We start from the raw sequence: 21,634 nt of genomic DNA, 5'->3' as shown, positions 1-21,634 counted from the left end.
CGCTGCCAGCACTGCGCTCAGCGCTCCATACTGAAACGTGTCACCCTCACGTGCGATCTGCGATCGCCACTACCCCTCTCCCACACAGGAGAGGGGATCCCGCGCTCTACGAGTAAAAGGTGCGGTAGATTCTGATAACCATCCCGGGAGGACCACCATGGCCACCATTCGCGAAGAGGACCTGGTCGCCTCCATCGCCGACGCCCTGCAGTTCATCTCGTACTACCACCCGGCGGACTACATCCGGAACCTCGCCGAGGCCTGGCGGCGCGAGGAGAGCCCGGCGGCGCGGGACGCGATGGCGCAGATCCTGGTCAATTCCCGCATGGCGGCCTTCGGCCGGCGGCCGATCTGCCAGGATACCGGCACGGCTCAAGTGTTCATGAAGGTCGGGCTCAATGCCCGCATCGTCTCGAACCGCTCGCTGCAGGAGATCGTCGACGAGGGCGTGCGCCGGGCCTGGCGCGAGGAGCGCAACCCCTTGCGCGCCTCGGTGGTCTCCGAGCCGCTGTTCGGGCGCCGCAACACCGGCGACAACGCGCCGGCCATGCTCCATGTCGAGATGGTGGCGGGCGACACCGTCCAGGTCCACGTCGCCGCTAAGGGCGGCGGCTCGGAGAACAAGGCGAAGTTCGCCGCCCTCAACCCGAGCGACTCGGTCGCCGACTGGGTGGTGCGCACCGTCGAGACGCTGGGCGCCGGCTGGTGCCCGCCCGGCATGCTCGGCATCGGCGTCGGCGGCTCGCCCGAGAAGGCGATGACGCTGGCCAAGCTCTCGCTCCTCGACCCCATCGACCTGCCGCAGATCCGCGCCCGGGGCCCGTCCTCGAAGGAGGAGGAGTTGCGGCTCGAGATTTTCGAGCGCGTCAACGCGCTCGGCATCGGCGCGCAGGGGCTGGGCGGGCTCACCACCGTGTTGGATGTGAAGCTCAAGACCTTCCCGGTCCACGCCGCCTCGCTGCCCGTCGGCCTGATCCCGCAATGCGCCGCCGACCGGCACGCCCACTTCACCCTCGACGGCAGCGGTCCCGCCATCTTCACCCCGCCCTCCCTCGATCTCTGGCCGCAGGACATCAGCGTCGCGACGGCGGCCGGGCGGCGGGTCGACCTCGACCGGCTGACCCGCGAGGAGGTGGCGACCTGGCGCGCCGGCGAGACCCTGCTGCTGTCGGGCCGCCTGCTAACCGGGCGCGACGCGGCGCACCTGCGCCTGACCCGGATGCTGGAGGCCGGCGAGCCGCTTCCCGTCGACCTGCGCGACCGGGCGATCTACTATGTCGGGCCCGTCGACGCGGTCGGCGACGAGGCGGTCGGGCCCGCCGGCCCCACCACCGCGACCCGGATGGACAAGTTCCTCGAGCCGATCCTGTCGCAGACCGGCCTCCTCGTCATGGTCGGCAAGGCCGAGCGGGGCCCGGCCGCCGTCGAGACCATCGCGCGCCACGGCGCGGCCTACCTGATCGCGGTCGGGGGCGCGGCCTACCTCGTCTCGAAGGCGATCAAGTCGGCGCGGGTGCTGGCCTTCGCCGATCTCGGCATGGAGGCGATCCACGAATTCGTCGTCGAGGACATGCCGGTGACGGTGGCGGTCGACGCCGCCGGCACCTCGGTCCACCGCGACGGCCCGGCCCGCTGGCGCCGGCCGGTGCGCGAGGCGGTGCCGGCCTGAGCGCCGGCACCGGGGCGCTGGGGGGCCGGGACGCCCCCGTTACTCCGGCCGGATGCGCACCGTCAGCGTGCCGATGCCGCCGAGATCCGCCCGCACCACGTCCCCCGGCGCGACCGGCAGCGGCACCGTGGTGGTGCCGGTGGTCACGACCTGTCCGGCCCGCAGGGTCAGGCCCTGGTCCGACAGGGCGTTGGCGAGCCAGGTCAGCGCGAGCCGCGGATCGTCGAGGGCGTTGCCGCCGCGGCCCCGGTGGGGCTCCCGCCCCTCCGCCGTGATCGCGGTCGGCATGGCGGGAAGGTCGATCGCGCGCCAGCCCTCGGGCGCCTTCGGCCCGAGGACGAAGAGATGCGCGCAGGCATTGTCGGCGATGAGCGCCGCCTCGCCGGCCCTCTCGAAGGCCTCGAGCCGCGAATCCGGAAATTCGATCGCCGGGTGGGCGTCGGCCACCGCCGCCATCACCTCGTCGACCGTGTAGGGCTCGGCCCGGGGCGGCAGGTCGCGTCCCATGCGGAACGCCACCTCGGCCTCGGCCACCCGCATCTGGTTGTGGGCGAGCGGCACGGGCGCGTCGGGCGCCAGGACCTGCTCGGCGAGGAGCCGCCCGGCGAGCGGCCCGTCGACGCCGATATGCTGCTGCCCGGCCAGGCTCGTGGCGGCGATCTTCCAGCCATAGAGGGCCGAGGCGCTGCGCGGCTCGAGCAGGGCCTGGACCGCATAGGCGGTGCGGCGATCGGCCGGGGCGAGGTCCGGCGGCAGGGCGGCGATGAGGCGCCCCTCGCGCCAGTGGCGCCAGAGGACGTCGGAGGCGGCCTGCAGAGGCGCTTGATGGCTCACGCGACCCTCCCGGTCAGGCCGCCATCGACGGGCAGCGCCACGCCGGTGATGTAGGCGGCCTCGTCGGAGGCCAGGAACAGGGCCGCGTTGGCGACGTCCCAGGCGGTGCCCATCCGGCCCATCGGGCAGGCGGCGTCGCGGGCCCGCACCATCTCCTGCGGATCGGCGTACTGGCCGGAGATCTGCTGGTGGATCAGCGGCGTGTTCATCAGCCCGGGCATAATCGCGTTCACCCGGATGCCGTCCTTCGCGTATTGCAGCGCGAGGCCCAACGTGAAGTTGTTCACCGCGGCCTTCGCGGCGTAATAGGCCGCGTAAGGATAGCCGGTGTAGCGGATCGCCGCCGCCGACGAGATGTTGACGATGCTGCCGGCGCGCTGCGCCAGCATGTGCGGCAGCACGTGCTTGCAGGTGAGGAAGCAGGTGGTGAGGTTGAGGTCGAGGGTGCGGTGCCAGTCGGCCTCGCTCAGCTCGACCGGACCGCCCATCTGGGCGTAGCCGACATTGTTGTGCAGCACGTCGATGCGCCCCTGCGCCGCCATCACCTCGGCGACGAGGGCCGCGACCGCGCCCGAATCGGTGGCGTCGCAGGCCGCCGCCGTGGCGGCGCCGTCCTCGCGCCGGATGATCTCGGCGGTTTCCTCGGCCGCCTCGCGCCGCACGTCGACGCAGACCACCCGGGCGCCGTGGCGCGCGAAGGTCACCGCCGCGGCCTTGCCGTTGCCCCAGCCCGGCCCCGCCGAGCCGGCGCCGAACAGCAGCGCCACCTTCCCCTCGAGCCGCCGCGAGCCCGGGGCGCTTCCGCCCTCCGCCATACCGGTCCTCCCTGGTGCTCCCGGTGGGAGCCCTCGTGTCCTGGCGCCTGTCGGCGCGTCGGATTCTTGCTTGCCCCACGCCTGTCGGCGCGGTGGCGGGCAGCCTATAGAGGTTGGGCACCGGCCGCAAAGCGCGCGGACACCGAAGCCGGACGTTCGAGAGGAGACGCCATGCCGACCCGCATCATCGCGGACACCCCTCCCCGCCTCCCCGCCGGGCTGATCGCGCGCTTTTCCGCCGTGCCGGTCGCGGTGGTGGTCGACCTGCTCGAGGGCCGCACCCAGGTCGATCCGGCGATCCGGCCGCTGCGGCGCATCGCCGGGGGCCCGGCCCTCCTCGGCAGCGCCGTCACGGCCCTGTGCGACCCGAAGGATTACGGCGCCGTCCACCACGCGATCGCGGTCGCTGAGGCCGGCGACGTGGTGGTGATCGATGCCGGGGGGCGGAGCGACGTCGCGATGATCGGCGACCTGCTCTCCACCGCCGCGCGGCGCAAGGGGATCGTCGGCCTCCTCGCCGACGGGGCGGTGCGCGACACCGGCATCCTCGGCGGCTGGAGCGATTTTTCGGTGTTCACCCGCCACGTCACCGCCCGCGGCCCGGCCTCGAAGGACGGCGGCACGGTCAACGCCCCGGTCACGATCGGCGGCGCCCCGGTCCGCCCCGGCGACCTGATCCTCGGCGACGACGACGGCGTCGTGGTGATCCCGCGCGAGGCGGCCGAAGGGCTGATCGCCCAGGCCGAGGAGCGGGCGCAGGCCGAGATCGGCTGGGAGAAGCGGCTCTCCGACGGGGAGAGCACGCTCGCGGTGTTCGGCGTGCCGGACGCGGTCAGGGGGTAGGGTCAGGCCCGATCCGTTCGACCGTGCGGGGGACTTTTGCGGGTGGAGGGCGACCCTCCACGCCGTGCCGGTGTGAGTTGGGCTCGCCCGGCTGACCCGAAGCCACGCTCGACGGAATGCGTCCCGGGTGACCACGAGGAGCCTTCCGATGACCTGGGACGCATGTCTGGGAGCCTGTTTGACGTGGCCGGCAAATTTATCCCACCCTCAACCTCATCCTGAGGTGTCAGTCGACTAAAAGTCGGCTGAACTCGAAGGGGGCCTCCAGTAATCACTGTGAAATCTAGAGTCCTCGTTCGAGATCAGCCGATCTCCGATCGCGTGCGATCTTCGATCGCCAGCACCTCAGGATGAGGTTGAGAGTGAGATAAATTTGGCAGGCACGTCAAACAGGCTCTGACAAAAATTGCTTTCCGGATTTCTCTCGCGTGTCGCCGCGCTGGCTTGAGCGTCGTCACGCCGTACGGCATGTGCACTTCGCAATAGGGCGAGATGGAGCGGTTTCATGGATCGTCCGTCCCTGGAGCTCAGAACGCGGCGCCTTGTGCTGCGCTCGTTCACGAACGCCGACGCAGCCGCCCTGCAGGTGATCGCGGGCGAGCGCCGGATCGCCGACACCACGATCAGCGTGCCTCACCCCTTCACCATGGCGGACGCCATCAGGTGGATCGAGAAGGCTCAGCGTGGCCTGATCGATGGGACTCAGTACGGCTTTGCGATCGCACTCCCCACCCCGGCCCGTCTGATCGGGTATGCAGCGCTTCACGAGGTGGACAGGGAGCACGCCGGGGCCGAGGTGAGCTTCTGGATCGGCGCCGAGTTCGAAGGGCAAGGTTTCGTGACCGAGGCCGCCGCTCGTGTGATCAGCTTTGCGTTTGACGAGATCGGACTGAACCGCCTGTGCGCCTTCCACATGGTCCGCAACCCGGGGTCGGGTCGGGTGCTCGAAAAGCTCGGCTTTCGACAGGAGGGCTACCTTCGCCATCGCGTGCGCAAATGGGGCACCTTCGAGGACGTCCTCGCCTGGAGCCTCCTGCGCGGCGACCGCGAGGCGGGGTAGCTAACCCGAAGGTTGCTTGTCCCCAAGGCGGGCGAGATCAGGGTCGGCGCAGCCAGTTGCGGTTCCTCCACCGGCACGGCGGGAACGCCGGGACCAACCGACATCCGCCGCGCCGACCCTGCCCGTGCCGCCTGGGCAGGGGCGCCAGACAGCCAGGCCTGCCGCCATTCCGACGGTCAGGTCCTCTCCGCGGCGAGGACATGGGCCACGATCGCGTTGGCATGGCCATGGCCCATTCCATGGTCGGCCTTCAGCATCGCGATCAGTTCCATGTGCTTGGCGGGCAGCTTTTCACGAACCACTTGCTGCCATTCGCCGATGGGCCGACCATACTTCTTCTCGATCGACGGGAAATAGGAGGCTGGCCCCTTGGCCGGTTCCGTGGACACGGCGCGACATGCTCCGGACGAGTTTGGCTGACGGCAGTGTGAGCACAGACTTCTCAAACCGCAACGGTGCTTGAACGGTGCTCGGCAGGGCGAGGCTGGTTGCGCGCCGACGCCCGCTCGGGGCCGGCGGCGGCCCCTCCCAGAGCCGAGCGGGCCGGGCTTGACCCTCAGGCCCTCCGCGCCTCCTCCGGCGTGACCCGGGGCACCGCGAAGCGGTCGCCGGTGCGGGCGTAGAGATCCGCGTAGAGCCGGCCGACCGGCAGGAAGGCGCCGTCGCGCAGGTGGCGCCCGTCCGGGGTGAACAACTCGTCCCGGGCCTGCAGCGACACGACCTGCCCGAGCACGATCCGGCGCTCGGGCGAGAGGTCGATGACGGTGTGGGTGCGGCAGCCGAGGCTCGCCGGCGCCTCGGAGATCCGCCCCGGCGCCACGCCGGTGCAGGGCAGGAGCGTCAGCCCCGCCGCCGCGATCTCGCTCTCGTCGGGCGGGAACTCGGCGGCGCAGACGTTCATCGCCGCGACCAGGCCCTCGTCGACGAGGTTGACCACGAACTCGCCCGTCTCGGCGATGTTGCGGGGCGTGTCCTTCTGGTTGCCGTCGGAGCGCAGGTTGAAGCTCAAGACTACGATCGGCGGCTCCTCGGCGAGGACCTGGAAGAAGCTGATCGGGGCCGCGTTGTCGGTGCCGCTGGCGGACCGGGTGGTCACGAGGGCGATCGGCCGCGGCGTCACCAGCGCGGTGAGCAGGCGGTAGCGGTCGCGGGGCAAAAGGTCGTCGAAATGCAGGTCCATGCGCTCATCGCGCTCCGGGAAGCGCGCTCTTGGGCAAGAGCATGTGCACCCCCTTGTTGCCGTCGACGGTCTGGGTGATGCGCAGGTTCCCGGCGAGCGAGCACAGCATGTAGGCCTGGTTGCGGGTGAGCCCGGTGCGGGCCGTGACGTGGCGGATCATCTCGCGCACCGCCTGGCGCATCGCCTCGTCCAGGCTCTCGTGCAGGCCGATCGCCATCAGGTCGGTCGGCGTCTCGGCGAAGGGCCAGCCGAAGGCGAGATCCTTGCGCAGGGTCAGCCGGAACGTGCCGGTGAGCCCGGTCTCGAGGGCCGTGATGCAGACCTCGCCGTCGCCCTGCACGCCGTGGCCGTCGCCGGCATAGAACCCCGCCCCTTCGGTGAAGACCGGGAGGTACAGGGTGGTGCCGGTCTTCAGCTCCTTGTTGTCCATGTTGCCGCCGAAGCGGCGCGGCACCGGCGAGGTCACCTTGCCCCAGGCCGGCGGCGGGGAGGTGGCGAGGATGCCGAAGAACGGGTCGAGCGGCAGTTCCGTGCCCCAGGGCAGCACCGCGACGCCGCGCGCGGCGTCGATGTCCGGGTGGATCGTCTCGTACTCCTCGAACTCGTCCGGCAGGGTACCGAGCAGCGGCAGGATCGCCACGAAGCCCCAGTCCATGCGGAACTTCAGGTCGAGGATGTCGACCTGCAGCACGTCGCCGGGCATCGCGCCGCGGACATGGACCGGGCCGGTGACGAAGTGCGGGCCGAGGCCGGGCGAGAGCGCGTCGAGGGCCGCCAGGTAGTCGGCCGGGTGGCGGGCGGGATCGGGATGCAGCGTCGCCCGCCCGCCGGCCGGGTGCGAGTGCAGCGTGACGGTGTCGCCGGACTCGACCGTCAGCACCGGCGGCAGCGCAGCGTCGAAATAGCCCAGCACCATCGTGTCGGGCGTGGCGGGGATCTCGTGGTGCGTCGGCAAGGAATCCTCCCGGAGGCGGGACCGGAGTCTGTCAGCGCCTGCACCGCTTGCAAGACCTGCACCGCTCGCAAGAGCCGAGCCGCGCGTGCGCCGCGCCGCATGGCAGACAGGCCCGCGCCGCCGGCGCATGATGCCGCGAAATCCGTGGGAGGCCGGTCATGGCGGAGATCTGGATCGAGGCGGCCCTGAACGGGCCGTGGGGGCGCGAGCGCCAGCCCGGCATCCCGATCACGGTCGCGGAGGTGGTGGAAGACGGGCTCGCGGCAGCGGCGGAGGGGGCGGCGATCGTCCACGTCCACGCCTACGATCCGGCGACCGGGCGCCAGAACGACGCCTGGGAGACCTATGCCCGCATCATCGAGGGCATCCGCGCCAAGGCCGACGTGATCGTCTACCCGACGATTCCCCTCGCCGGCTCGGATTACGCCGCGAGCGCGGCGCAGCGCTACGCCCATACCGAGGAGCTGGCCCGGCGCGGCCTGATCGAGTGGACGGTGTGCGATCCGGGCTCGACCACCTTCCTGCGCTACGACGAGGTCTCGGCCGAGGAGAGCGGCTTCCTCTACCGGAACCCGATGGCCGATATCCGCTGGGGCCTGCGCATCGCCCGCACCCACCGGATCCGCCCGGGCTACGCCATCTACGAGCCGGGCTTCACCCGCCTCGGCGCGGCTCTCGCGGCGCTCGCGCCGCGTCCGCCGGTGCCGGTCTACCGCTTCATGTTCTCGGACGAGTTCGCCTGGGGATTCCCGCCGCGGGAGGCCTATCTCGAGGCGCATCTGGCGCTGCTCGCCGAATGCGCGCCGGGCGCGCCCTGGATGGTGGCGGGCCTCGGCGTCGACATCCTGCCGCTGGTGCCGGCGGCGGTGGCGCGCGGCGGGCATGTGCGGGTCGGGCTCGAGGATGCGCCGTGGGGATCGGCGCGGGGCAACCGGGCCTGGGTTGAGGCGGCGCGCCGGGCGATCGAGGCGGCGGGCGGGACGGTGGTGGGGGCGGAGGCGGTGCGACGGGATCTGGCGGAGCGGGATGGGAATGCATCTCCGCCGGGCTCGGCGACGTAACGCGCTCGCTTCGGATCCGCCCGGGGGTCAGAACACTTCGTCCCACTCGCAACCTCAGGACGAGGTCGTGGGTGGGATCGAACGACTGTCTGAGATGCCCTTCACGCCGCCCGCAACGTCTCGATCTGCGCGAGCGCCGCCGCCCGCGCCGCCTCGATCCGGCGCTGGAGGTCCGGCAGGTCGGCGCCGGCGAGGCAGGCATCCTCGATCTCGCGGCAGAGGTCGGACAGGCCGGTGAAGCCCAGGAGGCCGGCGGCCGAGATCATCGCGTGGGCGTCGCGGGCGAGGCCGGCGCGGTCGCCGCTGCGCACCCGGAAGCGCTGCTCGAGCTCGGCGGCGAGCAGCCCGAGCAGGCCGTCGATCCGCTCCGGGCCCATCAGGGAGCGGGCCTGCGCGAAGGCCTCGAAGTCGATCAGCGCCGGAAGCGGCACGGGCCCGCCGCCATCGGCGCGGTGGCGGGCGATCGCGGCGGCGAGCTCGGCGCGCTTGAACGGCTTGCCGACATGGCCGTCCATGCCGGCGGCCCGGAAGGTCTCGAGCTGGGCCGGCAGCACGTTGGCGGTCATCGCGACGATCGGCACGCGGCCTTCGGGGCCGGGCAGGCCCCGGATCGTGCGGGTCGCGGTGATCCCGTCCATCCCGGGCATCTGCACGTCCATCAGCACGAGGTCGTAGGGGTTGGCCCGCACCGCCTCGATCGCCGCCGCGCCGTCGCCGGCGACGTCGACGCGGTGGCCCTCGGATTCGAGCACCGCCCGGGCGAGGTCCTGGTTGATCGGCACGTCCTCGACCAGCAGCAGGCGGGCCGGGCGGACCGGCGCCGGCCGCCCCTCCGCGGCCTCCGCCGCCAGGGCCGGGCAGGCCGGCAGTGGCACCCGGAACCAGAACGTCGAGCCGGCGCCGGGCCGGCTCTCGACCCCGATCGTGCCGCCCATCAGCTCGACCAGCCCCTTGCAGATGGCGAGGCCGAGGCCGCTGCCGCCGTATTGCCGCCGGATCGAGCCGTCGACCTGGCTGAAGCGGCGAAACAGGCGGTCGTGCTGCTCGGGGGCGATGCCGATCCCGGTGTCGGACACGCAGAAGCGCAGGGTCCCGCCCTCGGCCGCGACGCGTACCGCGACCCGGCCGGCGGGGGTGAACTTGACGGCGTTGTTGAGGAGGTTGAGCAGGATCTGGCGCAGGCGGTCGGGGTCGCCCCGGACCCAGTCCGGCACCGTGGGATCGAGCGCCACGTCGAGGGCGAGGCCCTTGGGCTCGGACAGGCCGCGCACGATCGAGGCGGCGTTGTCGACGAGGGCGGCGGGCGCGAACGGCACCTCCGCGAGCGCGATGCCGCCCGCCTCGATGCGCGAGAAGTCGAGGATGTCGTCGACGACGGTGAGGAGCGCCCCGCCCGCCGAGGCGATCCGGTCGAGGTAGCGCCGGTGCCGGCCCGGCAGGGTGCGGTCGGCCAGCAGGAGGTCGGCGTAGCCGATGACGCCGTTCAGCGGCGTGCGGATCTCGTGGGACATCGAGGCCAGGAAGTCGGTCTTGGCCTGGCTCGCCCGCTCGGCGGTGATCCGCGCCTCCTCCAGCGCCCGGGCGTGGCGCTGGCGCTCGCCGACGTCCCGGAAGGTCGCGATGATCGCGGGCTCGCCGGGCGCGGCGCCCGGGATCCGCCGGAACGCCCCCTCGACCCAGACCCAGGATCCGGTCCGGTGGCGGGCGCGGCAGACCACGCTGACCTGGGTCTCGCCGGCGGCGAGGCGGCGGGCCTGGGTCACCAGGAGCGCGAGGTCCTCGCGGTGGACGCAGTCGCGCAGGCGCATCGCGGCGGCCTCCTCCGGCGTGTAGCCGAGCAGGCGCCGCACGGCCGGCGAGACGTAGCTGCGCCGGCCATCGTCGTGGGCGAGCACGATCAGCTCGCTGGTGTTCTCGGCGAGCAGCCGGTAGCGCGCCTCGCCGGCCGAGAGCATGCCGGCGGCGCGCCTCGCCTCAGCCTCGAGGTCGCGGTGGCGCATCAGCGCCCGGGTCAGCCCGAAGCCGAGCCCGACCAGGACCGTGCTGATCCCGAGCACCACCGCGGCGTCCTGCCGGACGCCGTCGCGCCAGGCCGCCAGGGTCTCGTCCTTCGAGACGCCGGTGGTGACGAGGAGCGGCGCGCCGGTGACGCGCTGGAAGCTGCCGTAGCGCGAGACGCCGTCGATCGGCGAGGCGCTGGCGTCGAAGCTGCCGCCGGCCGACCCCGCGGCGGCCCGCATCAGCGACCCGCCGGCGATGCTCCGGCCGACCTTGTCCGGCACGTAGGGGTGGCGCACCAGGACCACCCCGTCGCTGCGCAACAGCCCGATGGCGCCGTTGGGCCCGAGGTCGAGCTGGCCGTAGAGCCGCTGCAGCTCGGTGAGCGACAGGTCCGCCACCGCGACGAGCGGCGTCTCCCCCGGGCGCGGCATCACCAGGCGGGCGACGCTGACGAACCAGGAATCGGCTGGCCCGACCCGGGTCGGCCAGCCGATCGCGAGCTCGGACTGGCCCACCGCCAGGGCGGAGCGCACCAGCTCGGCATCGGTGGGCCGGCCCTCGCTGCCGGCGCCGCCCTGCCCGAACAGCACGCCATTGGTGCTGCCGTCGAGCACCCGCACGGCCATCACCGCCGGGATATGGGCCATCAGGCCGGAGACGATCTGGCGGGTGTAGTGCGGGCTCGCCCCGAAGGTGTGGGCGTCGACCCGGGCGCTGGCGGCGCTGAGCAGCATGTCGATCGAGGAGACGAGGCGGTTCGCCTCCTGGCCGAGCGCCTGCACCACCGCCTCGGCCGTGCTGCGGGCATCGCGGATCGTGCGCTCGTAGTCGCGGGTGTCGGTCCAGACCGTGACCGTGGCGAGGCCCAGGCAGGTCGTGAGCACGCCCGCCCAGACGCCGCCGACGAGACTGCGGTAGGACCGTTTCAGGTTCATCTCTCGCGCCCTGCGCGGGCTCCCCCGCACCCGCCCGGGATCCCGGGCGGAATGTCCGTCAGGCGTACGGGGCGCGCCGCCCCGCCGCAAGGGGATCGTGTGAGACCAAAGTCCGCGGTGGCGCCGGCTCCCGCGGTTTCCATTCCTCCCGTCCAGGCATGTCCTGAAGTCAGGCAGGTTCTCAAGTCAGGCAATTCCTGACGTCAGGCCAGCTCCGGCGGCCGGACACCGTCCCGGCTCAGATCGCCTCGAAGCGGATCGGCTGGGCGCCCTTGAGCAGGGTCATGCGGCCGAGGTCGTAGACGTGCTCGAGGCCGGTGGTGATGGTCAGGAAGTGGTTGCCGGCGAGCTGGCCGACCTTGCTGGCGAAGTGCACGCCGCCATAGGCGAGCAGGATCTCGGTCTCGCTGATGCCGCCCGGATACAGGATCATCTGGCCCGGGGCCGGATAGCTGGTGTGGTTCTCGTAGCCCACGCCGAAATCGAGGTCGCCGAGCGGCATCCACACGCCCTCGCCGCTCCAGCGCACGTGGATGACCTCGCTCACGAAGGGCAGCGCCTTGATGAAGGCCGCACAGGTCTGGGGCGCCTTCTCGAGCTCGAGCCGGCCGACGAGGTCGAACGGGCCGGCCTTGATCTTCAGTTCCTTCACGGGGGTTTCTCCTGGTTGACGCTCAGGGATGGAGGCTTGATCCGGCTCAAGGGCGTGCCGGGGTGTCCGGCCGGAGGTGGCGCAGGATGTCGACGAGCAGGCGCGTCGCCGCGTCGGCATCCGCCTCGGTGATCGATTCGGCCGGCGAGTGGCTGAGCCCGCCGGCGCAGCGCACGAAGATCATGCCGATCGGGCACAGGCCGGCGAGCGCCAGGCCGTCATGGCCGGCCCCGCTCGCCAGGCGCAAGGGGGGCAGGGGCGCGGGCGGCAGGCCGAGGCGGCCGATGCCCGCCGCCACCGCCTCCATCAGCCAGGGGGCGCAGGGCGCGGCGGGCTCGTCGTAGCCGGCCTCGGCCCGCACCGCGACCCCGCGGCGCTCCGCGATGTCCTCCCAGGCGGCGCGCAGGCGCGCCAGCGCGGCGTGGCGCACGGCGTCGCGCGGGCTGCGCAGGTCGAGGCTGAACGCGGTGCGGGCCGGGATGACGTTGACGGCGCCCCGCGGCACCTCGATCTGACCCACCGTGGCGACGAGGTCCGGGGTCGCCTGCGCCTCCGCCTCGACCGCCAGCACCATCTCGGCCGCTGCCGCCAGGGCGTCGCGGCGCAGCCGCATCGGCACCGTGCCGGCATGGCCCGCCCGCCCCTCGACCGTGACCGCGAGGCGGCTCGCCCCAGCGATGGCGGTGACGATGCCGACCGGCAGGCCCGCATCCTCCAGCACCGGCCCCTGCTCGATATGGACCTCGAGGTAGCCGAGCAAAGAGGCCGGGTCGCGGGCGAGGCGGGGCAGGCCGGCGGGGTCGCAGCCGAACTCCCGCAGCGCCTCGGCCAGGCTCACGCCGTCGTGGTCGCGCGCCGCCAGGCAGTCGGGCCGCACCAGCCCGGCGAGCGCCCGCGAGCCCGTGAGGGTGACGGGGAAGCGCACCCCCTCCTCGTCGCCGAAGGCCAGGACCTCGATCGCGAAGGGCAGGCGCTCGCCCGCCTCGTGCAGCACCCGCACCGCCGCGATCGCCAGGACCACCCCGAGATTGCCATCGTAGCGGCCGGCATCGCGCACGGTGTCGATGTGGGAGCCGAGCAGCAGGGTCGGGGCGCCCGGCAAAGCCGCCTCGTAGCGCCCGACCACGGTCGCGGCGGCGTCGAGCCGGGCCTCCAGGCCCGCCTCCTCCATCCAGGCCATCACCTGCAGGGCGGCGGCCTTGTGGGCGGGGGTGAGGTAGAGGCGGGTGAGCCCGTCGGGATCGGCGCTGAAGCGCGCGAGATCGGCAAGGCGCGCCATCACCCCCGCCCCGAGGGTCGTGCCGGTGACGGGCCGATCATGCTGCATGGCGGTCGAGTCCGATCATTGCCCCTGGGGTATGGAAGGGGGCCGGTGCTGTCCAGCCGCCTGGACCGCGCCGTCCGGGCCTCGCGTCGCTCGGTGCCTTCGGGATCGCGAAGAAATCCGTCCTGTCCGGACCGAGGCCGCACCATCGCGATGGCCAAGCTGGACGTCCAATACGCGGTTGCGTATGATTCAGACGTTTTTCGTCTGGATCCGCCCGGCCGGTCGGCCATCCGAGTGATCACCCTTGCTCTGAGTGTTCACCGTGGAGCTGCGGCATCTGCGCTACTTCGTGGCGGTGGCGGAATCCCTGAGCTTCACCGCGGCCGCCGAGCGCCTCGGCGTGTCGCAGCCGCCGCTGAGCCAGCAGATCCGCGACCTCGAGGCGGAACTCGGCACGCCCCTACTCTGGCGCACCAGCCGGCGCGTCGCCCTGACCCCGGCGGGCACCGCCTTCCTGGCCCGGGCCCGCGCCATCCTGGCGGAGGTCGAGGCGGCCTGCGCGGAGGTCCGGGCGATCGGCGCCGGGCGCTCCGGCACCCTCGACATCGGGCTCACCGGCTCGATCCTGGCCGGACCCCTCGGGCGGCTGATCCGGCTGTTCGGCGAGCGCCATCCGTCCGTCCTGGTGCGCCTGCACGAGATGGCGCCGGGCGAGCAGCCGGCGGCCCTCCACGCCCGCCGCACCGATCTCGGCTTCCTGCGCCGGCCGCCGGACGATCCGTCCCTGCGGGTGGTGCGGGCCTGGCCGGAGGCGGTCGGCGTCGCGCTGCCGGCGGGGCACCGCCTCGCGTCCCGTCCCGCGATCACCCTGGCCGACCTGCGGGACGAGGCCTACCTGTCCTTGCGGCTGCACGATTCGCGCTTCGCGCGCGACCTCTGGGACGCGTGCCTGGCCGCCGGCTTCGCGCCGCGGCTGGTGCAGCAGGTGGTCGAGTCCGCCTCGCTGGTGAACCTCGTGGCGGCGGGCCTCGGCGTCGCGCTGGTGCCGGAATCGATCGGGATCGTGCCGCGGCCGGACATCGTCTACCGCCCCCTCGCCGGCCCGGCCCCGGTCGCCGACGTCTGCGCCCTCCACCGGGTGCCGGCCGGGCCCGTGGCGGAGAATTTCCTCGCCCTGATGCGCAGCGAGTTCGGCCGGGCGGACGGCCCGGCCGCCTCGTAGGGTTTCTGAAATCCTCATCGGGCGATAAGCAGGGTCGCCGCGCGGTCCTTGCGCGGGATCGGACCAGGGTTGCTGGGGAATCGAGAGTTCGCGCATGACCGAGAAGACCCGCGTCGCCGTCCTGTACGGCGGCAGATCCGGCGAGCACGAGGTCTCGCTGCAATCCGCGGCCTCCGTGGTCCGCCACCTCGACCGCACCCGCTTCGAGGTGATCCCGGTCAGCATCGACAAGGCGGGGCGCTGGCAGCGCCACGACCTGCGCCGGATCGAGCAGACCGGCGACCCCGCGCTCGCGATCCCGCCGGAGAGCCCCGAGGTGCGCCTTGCGCAAGGCGCCGACGGGCGCGCCGGCCTGGTGCCGCTGTCGGGCGATCAGGGGCGCACCGAGATCGACGTGGTGTTCCCGGTCCTGCACGGGCCGCTCTGCGAGGACGGGACCCTGCAGGGCCTTCTGGAACTCACCGAGACGGCCTATGTCGGCTCGGGCGTGCTGGCTTCCGCGGTCGGCATGGACAAGGACGTCGCCAAGCGGCTCGCCGGCCTCGCCGGGATCCCGGTCGCGCCCTACCGGGCCTTCACCCGGAAGGCCTACGAGCGCGGCGCCGTCTCCCTCGACGACATCGCGGCCTCCCTGACGCTCCCGGTCTTCGTCAAGCCCTGCAACATGGGCTCGAGCGTCGGCATCCGGAAGGTCAAGGACTGGGCCGACCTGCCGGCGGCGCTCGCCGACGCCTTCCAGTACGACGTCAAGGTGCTGGTCGAGCAGGGCATCGACGCCCGCGAGATCGAGGTCGCGGTGCTCGACGGCGACCCGCCCTTCGTGAGCGTCGCGAGCGAATTGAACCCGCAGCCCCATCACGACTTCTACTCCTACGCCGCCAAGTATCTCGACCCCGACGGCGCCACCGTCGACCTGCCGGCCCGCCTCGCTCCGGAACCGATGGCGCGCGTGCGGGCGCTCGCGCTCCAGGCCTTCGAGGCGCTCGAATGCAGCGGGCTTGCCCGGGTCGACTTCTTCCTCGACCGGACGAGCGGCGAATTCTACCTCAACGAGATCAACACCCTGCCGGGCTTCACGGCGATCAGCATGTACCCGAAGATGATGGAGGCCTCGGGCGTGCCCTATCCGGAGCTGCTGACGCGCCTCGTCGCGCTGGCGCTGGAGCGCCACCGGGTGCGGCGGGGATTGCGGCGGGAATTCGTGGGGTGAGTACCGTCCCCGTCGGACGGGCGGGGCGCCGGCTTTCGCCGCTTGCAGACGGCGACAGGAGACGGATCGGGATTGAACCGGAGGGCGTGCCCCTGCGAGGGGGGTACGCTCACCCCGTTGCGGACCTCGCACGCCGTCCGTAAACACCAGCCATGCGGATGCGGATCGCCACAGCGGCCGACGGGCCGTTGCTTGCACACCTTCACACGGCGAGCTGGAGGAGCGCCTATCGGGCGATCCTCGATCCCGGCTTCCTCGCCGGGCCCATCGAGCAGGAGCGGCTGAGCCTCTGGGCCGCCCGCCTCGCGCAAGCTCACCCGCACGAGACCGCCATCATCGCCGAGATCGCCGACGAGCCCATCGGCTTCGTCTGCGCGGTCGGGGCGGAGGATGCGCGTTGGGGCACGCTGATCGACAACCTCCACGTCCTTCCCGGGGCAAAGGGACGGGGATGGGGCACCGCCTTGCTCGGAGCGGCCGCCGAATGGTCGCTGAGCGCCTACCCGAATTCGGGGATCTACCTGTGGTGCTTCGAGCAGAACGAGCCCGCCCGCCGCTTCTACGAGCGGCGTGGGGGCGTGCTCGTCGAGCGCAGCATGCACGAGGCTCCCGGCGGGGGCGAACGGCCGGTGCTGCGCTTCCACTGGCCCGATCCGGCCATGGCATTCAGCCCCGCAGATCGCCGCTGACCGCCCTCGGTCACCCCTCGCACATGCCAGCTGATCCGGGTTGGACCCCGGCACCGGGTGGCGAGAGCCTCCCCACCCGCTAACGAGCCTGATCACCCTGACACGGCTCCACCGAGCCGCGCGATCTCCCACGGCGGCGCGATCTCCTCGCGGGTCGCGCAGAGCCCGGTCCTGGCCATCGCGCGGCCCGCACCCGGCGCCGCCGTCAGGACGCAGAACGGCACCGCGAGCAGGCTGCCGAGGGTGAGGGGCAGGCTCCAGGCGAGGAGCGCCGGCGAGACGAGGGCCAGCGCCCCGCAGACCAGGAGCCCGAACAGCGTGACCCCGCGCAGCGCCGAGACGGCCTCCCCCCAGGTCACGCCCCGGGCGTCCCGCCCCTGCGCCGTCCACGACCCGGCCCGCCCGACGAGGAGCCCGATCAGCACCGCGGTGAGCCGCACCGACGAGGCGCCGAGCAGCAGGAACGAGGCCGCGACCTCGGCCGCCACCCCGGCGAGGAAGCGGAAGGCCCCGCCATGGGCCGCCCGTGTCTCCCGGTCCGCCAGCACGGCGCCGTAGCCGGCGAGCTTCGGGGCGAGGGAGAGCAGGAGCCAGAGGAGGTAGAGCGCCGCGGCGCCGGCGGCCTCGCCGTCCTGGGTCGCGGCGCGCAAGGGGAGCAGCAGCAGCGCCAGCGTCAGGGCGGGCGGGTTGAGGAACATCATCACCGCCCAGGCGAGCTGGAACCGGCTCATCGGCAAGAGCCCCGGCAGGCCCGGCAGGCGCAGGTACTGCAGGTTGCCGCGGCACCAGCGGGCGTCGCGGGCGAGGTGGTCGAGGAGCGTCGGCGGATTGTCCTCGAAGCTGCCCTCCTCGAGCGGCAGCACCCGCACCTCGTAGCCGGCCCGGCGCATCAGCACCGCCTCGACCTGGTCGTGCGACAGGACCGCCCCGCCGCCGCGCAGGGGCGGCAGCCGGCAATGGGCCGCGAAGGGGGCGATGCGCACGAGCGCGTTGTGGCCCCAGAACGGGCCGCATTCCGCCCCCCACCAGGCGGCCCCGAGCGTGTAGGGCAGCATGCCGTGGCGCATGCCGAACTGGAACAGCCGGGCGAAGGCGCTGCCCGCCGGCGCGCCGACCGCCAGGCTCTGCAGGATGCCGAGGCGGGGATGGGCCTGCATGATCCGCACGAGGCGCAGGATCGCCGGACCCGTCATCAGGCTGTCGGCGTCGAGGGGCAGCATTAGGTCGGCGTCGCTGCGGGCGCAGAATTCCTGCAGGTTGCCGGCCTTGTAGCCGGCATTGTCGGTCCGCCGCCGGTAGTGGATCCGGGCGGCCGCTGCCTCGGGCAGGCCGGCGCGCCAGGCCGCGACCCACGCTTCCTCCGCCCGGATCACGCCCGCCGCGTCGCTGTCGCTCAGCACGTGGTAGCGGAAGGCGTCGCCGTGGCCGGTGCGCTCCAGGCTCTCGCGCACCAGGGCGAGGCGGGCGAGCGCCCGGTCCGGGTCCTCGTTGCGCAGGGTCATCACCACGGCGGTCGTCAGATGGAGCGGGGTGTCGCCCTCCCCCGCCGGGGCGTGCGGGGCCGCCGAAACCAAGCCCGCGCGGCCGGCCCGCAGGAGCAGGACACCGATCGCGGCGTTCCAGAAGCCCAGCACCGTCCAGGGCAGGGTGGCGACGCCGCAGGCGAGGAGCGCCAGGTCGAGGGCATCGAGCCCGTCCTGCGCCAGCACCGCGCCGAGGGCCGCCGCGAAGGCGAGGCCGGTGGCCAGCGTGAGACCGAGCACGAGGAGACGGCGGCGACGCAGGGTGATGCAGGCTTGCAGGCCCGTCGGCGTCGTGAGAGGAGCGCGGGCGGACCCGTCCGCGAGGGCGACGACCGAGGAGTCGGTTTGCGGCATCGTCAAGTATCCGGGAGCGGCACGGCGGACGCCGTGCGGGCGCTCTGGTATAGCGCAGCCGGGCAAGCGGAGCTGCGGCATGAGCGCCTGCCCGCCCCCGGCGAGGGCGAGGTCCGGGTGCGGACCCTGTGGACGGCCCTGAGCCGCGGCACCGAGCGGCTGGTCTTCGAGGGCCGGGTGCCCGACGCGGTGGCCGGTCGGATGCGGGCGCCGGCGCAAGAGGGCGCGTTCCCGTTCCCGGTCAAGTACGGCTATTGCGCGGTCGGCGAGACCGAATGCGGCGAGCGGGTCTTCGCGCTCCAGCCCCATCAGGAGGGCTTCAATGCCCCCCGCGCGGCGCTCTGCCCGCTGCCGCCCGGCCTTCCGCCGCGCCGGGCGGTGCTCGCCGCCAACATGGAGACGGCGCTCAACGCCGTCTGGGACTCCGGCGCCGGGCCGGGGGACCGGATCGCCGTGGTGGGCGGCGGCGTGGTCGGGCTCCTCGTCGCCCATCTCTGCGCCGGCCTGCCGGGGGCCGAGGTGAGCCTGATCGACCACGATCCCGCCCGCGCGGCGGTGGCACGCGCCCTCGACCTGCCCTTCCGCCTGCCGGAGGCCGCGAATCCCGAGGCCGACATCGTCTTCCACGCCAGCGCCAGCGAGGCGGGCTTGCGCCTCGCCCTGTCGCTCGCCGGCGAGGAGGCGGCCATCGTCGAGCTGAGCTGGTACGGCGACGAGGCGGTCGCGGCGCCGCTGGGCCTCGCCTTCCACGCCAAGCGCCTGCGCCTCGTCGCGAGCCAGGTCGGGGCGGTGGCGGCCTCGCGCCGGCCGCGCTGGTGCCACCGGCGGCGCCTGCTCAAGGCCCTCGCTCTCCTCGCCGACGACCGCCTCGACGCCCTCCTCACCGAGGAGGTCGCCTTCGACGCCCTGCCCGCCGCCCTGGGCCGCCTCCTCGCCCCCGGGGCGCCGGGCCTCTGCACCGTGATCCGCTACTGACAGGAGCCCGCATGTACGCCGTCGAGGTCCGCGACCACGTGATGATCGCCCACAGCTTCAAGGGTGCGCTGTTCGGGCCGGCGCAGGGCCTGCACGGGGCGACCTTCGTGGTCGACGTGGCGTTCTTCCGCGACAGCCTGACCGCGGACGGCGTGGTGGTCGATATCGGCCGGGCGGGCGAGGCGCTGAAGGCCGTGCTGGCGCCGCTCAACTACCGCAACCTCGACGACCTGCCGGAATTTGCGGGCCGGAACACCACCACCGAGTTCCTGTGCGGCCACATCCACGGCGCGATGGCCGCCGCCGCCCGGGCCGGCGCCCTCGGGCCCGGCGGCGAGGGGGTGAGCCGCATCCGCGTCACCCTGCACGAATCCCATCTCGCGCGGGCCTGGTTCGAGGCGCCGGTCGCCTGATGCGCCTCGTCCTCGCCGTCCCGGGCGACCTCGCGGCCCCCACCGGGGGCTACGCCTATGCCCGCCAGCTCCTCGCCCACCTGCCGGCGCAGGGCGTCGCGGTCACGCATCTGCCCCTGCCGGGCGGGTTCCCGGACCCGAGCGCCGACGACCTCGCCCGCACCGCGGCGCTGCTGGCCGCGGTGCCGGCCGAGACCCGCCTCCTCGTCGACGGCCTCGCCTACGGGGCGCTGCCGCCGGAGGTGATCCGCGCCGCCGGTCGGCCGGTGGCGGCCCTGGTGCACCATCCCCTCGGCTACGAGACCGGCCTTGCGCCCGGGCGTGCCGCGTCGCTGATCGCGAGCGAGCGCGCGGCCCTGGCGCAGGCCTCCCGCGTCGTCGCCACGAGCCGCTTCACCGCCCGGATGCTCGCGGACGCGTTCGGCGTGCCGCCGGGGCGCCTCACGGTCGCCGAGCCCGGCACCGCCCCCGCCGCCCGGGTGCGGCCGCGGCCGGGCCCCTCCCTCCGGCTCCTCTCGGTCGGCACCGTGACGCCCCGCAAGGGCTACGACGTCCTGGTGCAGGCGCTCGCCTCCCTCGCCGACCTCGACTGGTCGCTCACCATCGCGGGCAGCCTCGACCGGGCGCCGGATTGCGCGGCGTCCCTGCGCGGGCGGATCGCGGCGCTCGGCCTGCGGGACCGGATCACGCTCGCCGGCGCGGTGACGCCGGAGGCCCTCGACCGGCTCTACGCCGAGGCCGACCTCGCCGTCTCGGCCTCTGTGTTCGAGGGCTACGGCATGGCCCTGACCGAGGCCCTGGCCCGGGGCCTGCCGCTCGTCGCCACCACCGGGGGCGCGGCCGCCGAGACGGTGCCGGCAGGCGCCGGGATCGCGGTGCCGCCCGGCGACGCGCCCGCCCTCGCGGCCGCCCTGCGCGGCCTGATCGCGGATGCGGACCTGCGCGCCGAGGCCGCCGCCGCGTCCTGGGAGGCGGGCCGGCGCCTGCCGGACTGGCCCGCCACCGCGGCGGCGGTCGCCGCCGCCCTGAGGAATCCATGAGAGGCCTTCGATGAGCAGGAGCCTTCGATGAGCGGCTTCAGCCCCGACTGGCTCGCCCTGCGCGAGCCCGCCGACCACGCGGCGCGCGATCCCGGCCTCGTCGCCGCGCTCAAGCGGGCCTTGCCTGCGCCGGTGCTGGCGGTCGATCTCGGCTGCGGCACCGGCTCGAACCTGCGGGCGCTCGCGCCCCATCTCGGCCCGGCGCAGGACTGGGTGCTCGTCGACCACGACCCGGCCCTGCTCGCCGCCGCGCGGGCGCGCCTCGCGGCCTGGGCCGGGCAGGCGGAGGCGGCGGGGGACGCACTGATCCTGCACCGGGACGGCGCGCGGATCGCCGTGCGGTTCCGCGCCCTCGACCTCGCGGCCGATCCGGCGGCGGCCCTCAGGGACGCGCCGGACCTCGTCACCGCGGCGGCCCTGTTCGACCTCGCCTCGGACGATTGGATCGCCGCCGTCGCGCAGGCGGTCGCTGCGATCGGCGCCGTGTTCTACACCGCCCTCACGTATGACGGCCGCGAGACCTGGACCCCGCCCCACCCGGCCGATGCGGCGATCCACGCCGCCTTCCTGGCCCACCAGGCCGGCGACAAGGGCTTTGGGCCCGCCGCCGGCCCGGGCGCCACGGAGGCGCTGGCGTCGGCCTTCCGGCGCCACGGCTATGCGGTCGAGACCGCCGCGAGCCCCTGGCGGCTCAGCCCGGGTGAGGCGGCGCTGCTGCGCCAGCTCGCCGAGGGCACGGCGCGGGCGGCCGAGGAGACCGGGCGGCTCCCGCCCGGGGACGCCGCGGCCTGGGCCGCGGCGCGGCGGGCGTCCGGCACGGGGGCGGTGATCGGGCATCGGGATCTCCTGGCGGTGCCGCCAGGGTGGAACCGGCGGCACGACGCACCCGCCTGAGCATCATTCCGCCGGTCGCGAACGACCGGTCACGAACCTCCG

At 73.5% G+C, this 21,634-nt stretch carries 20 protein-coding genes; 11 read left to right on the top strand and 9 right to left on the bottom strand.

Annotated features, from left to right (window positions below):
- Positions 1 to 157: 157 nt before the first annotated feature.
- Positions 158 to 1,669 (top strand): fumarate hydratase, encoded by a 1,512-nt coding sequence (locus tag EU555_RS00325; protein ID WP_135412465.1) that lies wholly within the window; start codon positions 158 to 160, stop codon positions 1,667 to 1,669.
- 39 nt (positions 1,670 to 1,708) lie between these two features.
- Here the strand turns inward: EU555_RS00325 and EU555_RS00320 are convergent, their stop codons facing one another.
- The gene (locus EU555_RS00320) at positions 1,709 to 2,503 is read right to left on the bottom strand and encodes a 2-keto-4-pentenoate hydratase (protein ID WP_135412464.1); all 795 of its coding nucleotides are present in this window, start codon (positions 2,501 to 2,503) and stop codon (positions 1,709 to 1,711) included.
- Positions 2,500 to 3,318 carry an SDR family NAD(P)-dependent oxidoreductase gene (locus tag EU555_RS00315; RefSeq protein WP_135412463.1) on the bottom strand — a complete coding sequence of 273 codons (819 nt, stop codon included), beginning with the start codon at positions 3,316 to 3,318 and terminating at the stop codon, positions 2,500 to 2,502. The genes EU555_RS00320 and EU555_RS00315 overlap by 4 nt, the downstream gene beginning before the upstream one ends.
- A 171-nt stretch (positions 3,319 to 3,489) precedes the next feature.
- On the opposite strand from EU555_RS00315, the gene EU555_RS00310 reads away from it, so the two are divergent.
- Positions 3,490 to 4,161, top strand: coding sequence for an RraA family protein (locus EU555_RS00310; protein WP_135412462.1), 672 nt, complete (start codon positions 3,490 to 3,492; stop codon positions 4,159 to 4,161).
- A 505-nt stretch (positions 4,162 to 4,666) separates the two neighbouring features.
- Positions 4,667 to 5,221 (top strand): GNAT family N-acetyltransferase, encoded by a 555-nt coding sequence (locus EU555_RS00305; RefSeq protein WP_135412461.1) that lies wholly within the window; start codon positions 4,667 to 4,669, stop codon positions 5,219 to 5,221.
- Between the two features lie 176 nt (positions 5,222 to 5,397).
- Here the strand turns inward: EU555_RS00305 and EU555_RS00300 are convergent, their stop codons facing one another.
- From EU555_RS00300 to EU555_RS00290, 3 genes are all read right to left on the bottom strand, one after another.
- Positions 5,398 to 5,610 carry a DUF4287 domain-containing protein gene (locus tag EU555_RS00300; protein WP_135412460.1) on the bottom strand — a complete coding sequence of 71 codons (213 nt, stop codon included), beginning with the start codon at positions 5,608 to 5,610 and terminating at the stop codon, positions 5,398 to 5,400.
- A gap of 167 nt (positions 5,611 to 5,777) precedes the next feature.
- Complete coding sequence (locus tag EU555_RS00295; protein ID WP_135412459.1) at positions 5,778 to 6,401, bottom strand: flavin reductase family protein; 624 nt, start codon at positions 6,399 to 6,401, stop codon at positions 5,778 to 5,780.
- 4 nt (positions 6,402 to 6,405) lie between these two features.
- Positions 6,406 to 7,356, bottom strand: coding sequence for an acetamidase/formamidase family protein (locus tag EU555_RS00290; protein ID WP_205820726.1), 951 nt, complete (start codon positions 7,354 to 7,356; stop codon positions 6,406 to 6,408).
- Between the two features lie 158 nt (positions 7,357 to 7,514).
- Here EU555_RS00290 and EU555_RS00285 point away from each other — a divergent pair, with 158 nt between their 5' ends.
- Entirely contained in the window at positions 7,515 to 8,417 is a 903-nt protein-coding gene (locus tag EU555_RS00285) for a beta-keto acid cleavage family enzyme (protein WP_135412458.1), read from the top strand.
- A gap of 101 nt (positions 8,418 to 8,518) precedes the next feature.
- On the opposite strand, the gene EU555_RS00280 is transcribed toward EU555_RS00285, so the two are convergent.
- The 3 genes from EU555_RS00280 to EU555_RS00270 all read right to left on the bottom strand — a co-directional run bounded on the left by EU555_RS00280 (position 8,519) and on the right by EU555_RS00270 (position 13,332).
- Positions 8,519 to 11,353 (bottom strand): ATP-binding protein, encoded by a 2,835-nt coding sequence (locus EU555_RS00280; RefSeq protein ID WP_135412457.1) that lies wholly within the window; start codon positions 11,351 to 11,353, stop codon positions 8,519 to 8,521.
- A 238-nt stretch (positions 11,354 to 11,591) separates the two neighbouring features.
- Entirely contained in the window at positions 11,592 to 12,005 is a 414-nt protein-coding gene (locus tag EU555_RS00275) for a DUF3830 family protein (protein WP_135412456.1), read from the bottom strand.
- 46 nt (positions 12,006 to 12,051) lie between these two features.
- Positions 12,052 to 13,332, bottom strand: coding sequence for an allantoate amidohydrolase (locus EU555_RS00270; RefSeq protein ID WP_135412455.1), 1,281 nt, complete (start codon positions 13,330 to 13,332; stop codon positions 12,052 to 12,054).
- 262 nt (positions 13,333 to 13,594) lie between these two features.
- Here EU555_RS00270 and EU555_RS00265 point away from each other — a divergent pair, with 262 nt between their 5' ends.
- From EU555_RS00265 to EU555_RS00255, 3 genes are all read left to right on the top strand, one after another.
- Positions 13,595 to 14,494: a LysR substrate-binding domain-containing protein gene (locus EU555_RS00265; RefSeq protein ID WP_135412454.1), complete on the top strand. Its 900-nt coding sequence runs from the start codon at positions 13,595 to 13,597 to the stop codon at positions 14,492 to 14,494.
- A 94-nt stretch (positions 14,495 to 14,588) separates the two neighbouring features.
- A complete protein-coding gene (locus EU555_RS00260) occupies positions 14,589 to 15,704 on the top strand; it encodes a D-alanine--D-alanine ligase family protein (protein WP_135412453.1) in 1,116 nt (371 codons plus the stop codon).
- A 188-nt stretch (positions 15,705 to 15,892) separates the two neighbouring features.
- A complete protein-coding gene (locus EU555_RS00255) occupies positions 15,893 to 16,393 on the top strand; it encodes a GNAT family N-acetyltransferase (protein ID WP_167858403.1) in 501 nt (166 codons plus the stop codon).
- 92 nt (positions 16,394 to 16,485) lie between these two features.
- Here EU555_RS00255 and mdoH read toward each other — a convergent pair whose 3' ends face one another.
- Positions 16,486 to 18,270 (bottom strand): glucans biosynthesis glucosyltransferase MdoH, encoded by a 1,785-nt coding sequence (mdoH, locus tag EU555_RS00250; RefSeq protein WP_135412451.1) that lies wholly within the window; start codon positions 18,268 to 18,270, stop codon positions 16,486 to 16,488.
- A 126-nt stretch (positions 18,271 to 18,396) separates the two neighbouring features.
- Here mdoH and EU555_RS00245 point away from each other — a divergent pair, with 126 nt between their 5' ends.
- The 4 genes from EU555_RS00245 to EU555_RS00230 are packed head-to-tail and all read left to right on the top strand — an operon-like array spanning position 18,397 to position 21,592.
- Entirely contained in the window at positions 18,397 to 19,245 is an 849-nt protein-coding gene (locus EU555_RS00245) for a zinc-dependent alcohol dehydrogenase (RefSeq protein WP_135412892.1), read from the top strand.
- An 11-nt stretch (positions 19,246 to 19,256) separates the two neighbouring features.
- Positions 19,257 to 19,658 (top strand): 6-pyruvoyl trahydropterin synthase family protein, encoded by a 402-nt coding sequence (locus tag EU555_RS00240; RefSeq protein WP_135412450.1) that lies wholly within the window; start codon positions 19,257 to 19,259, stop codon positions 19,656 to 19,658.
- Positions 19,655 to 20,698, top strand: coding sequence for a glycosyltransferase family 4 protein (locus tag EU555_RS00235; RefSeq protein ID WP_425375073.1), 1,044 nt, complete (start codon positions 19,655 to 19,657; stop codon positions 20,696 to 20,698). The genes EU555_RS00240 and EU555_RS00235 overlap by 4 nt, the downstream gene beginning before the upstream one ends.
- A 27-nt stretch (positions 20,699 to 20,725) precedes the next feature.
- Entirely contained in the window at positions 20,726 to 21,592 is an 867-nt protein-coding gene (locus EU555_RS00230; RefSeq protein ID WP_135412448.1) for a methyltransferase, read from the top strand.
- Positions 21,593 to 21,634: the final 42 nt, after the last annotated feature.

Source organism: Methylobacterium nonmethylotrophicum (assembly GCF_004745635.1).
In the GTDB taxonomy this organism is placed as follows: domain Bacteria; phylum Pseudomonadota; class Alphaproteobacteria; order Rhizobiales; family Beijerinckiaceae; genus Methylobacterium; species Methylobacterium nonmethylotrophicum.
The sequence above is the reverse complement of the archived record's forward strand: the minus strand, read 5'-3'. Positions and strand labels throughout refer to the sequence as shown.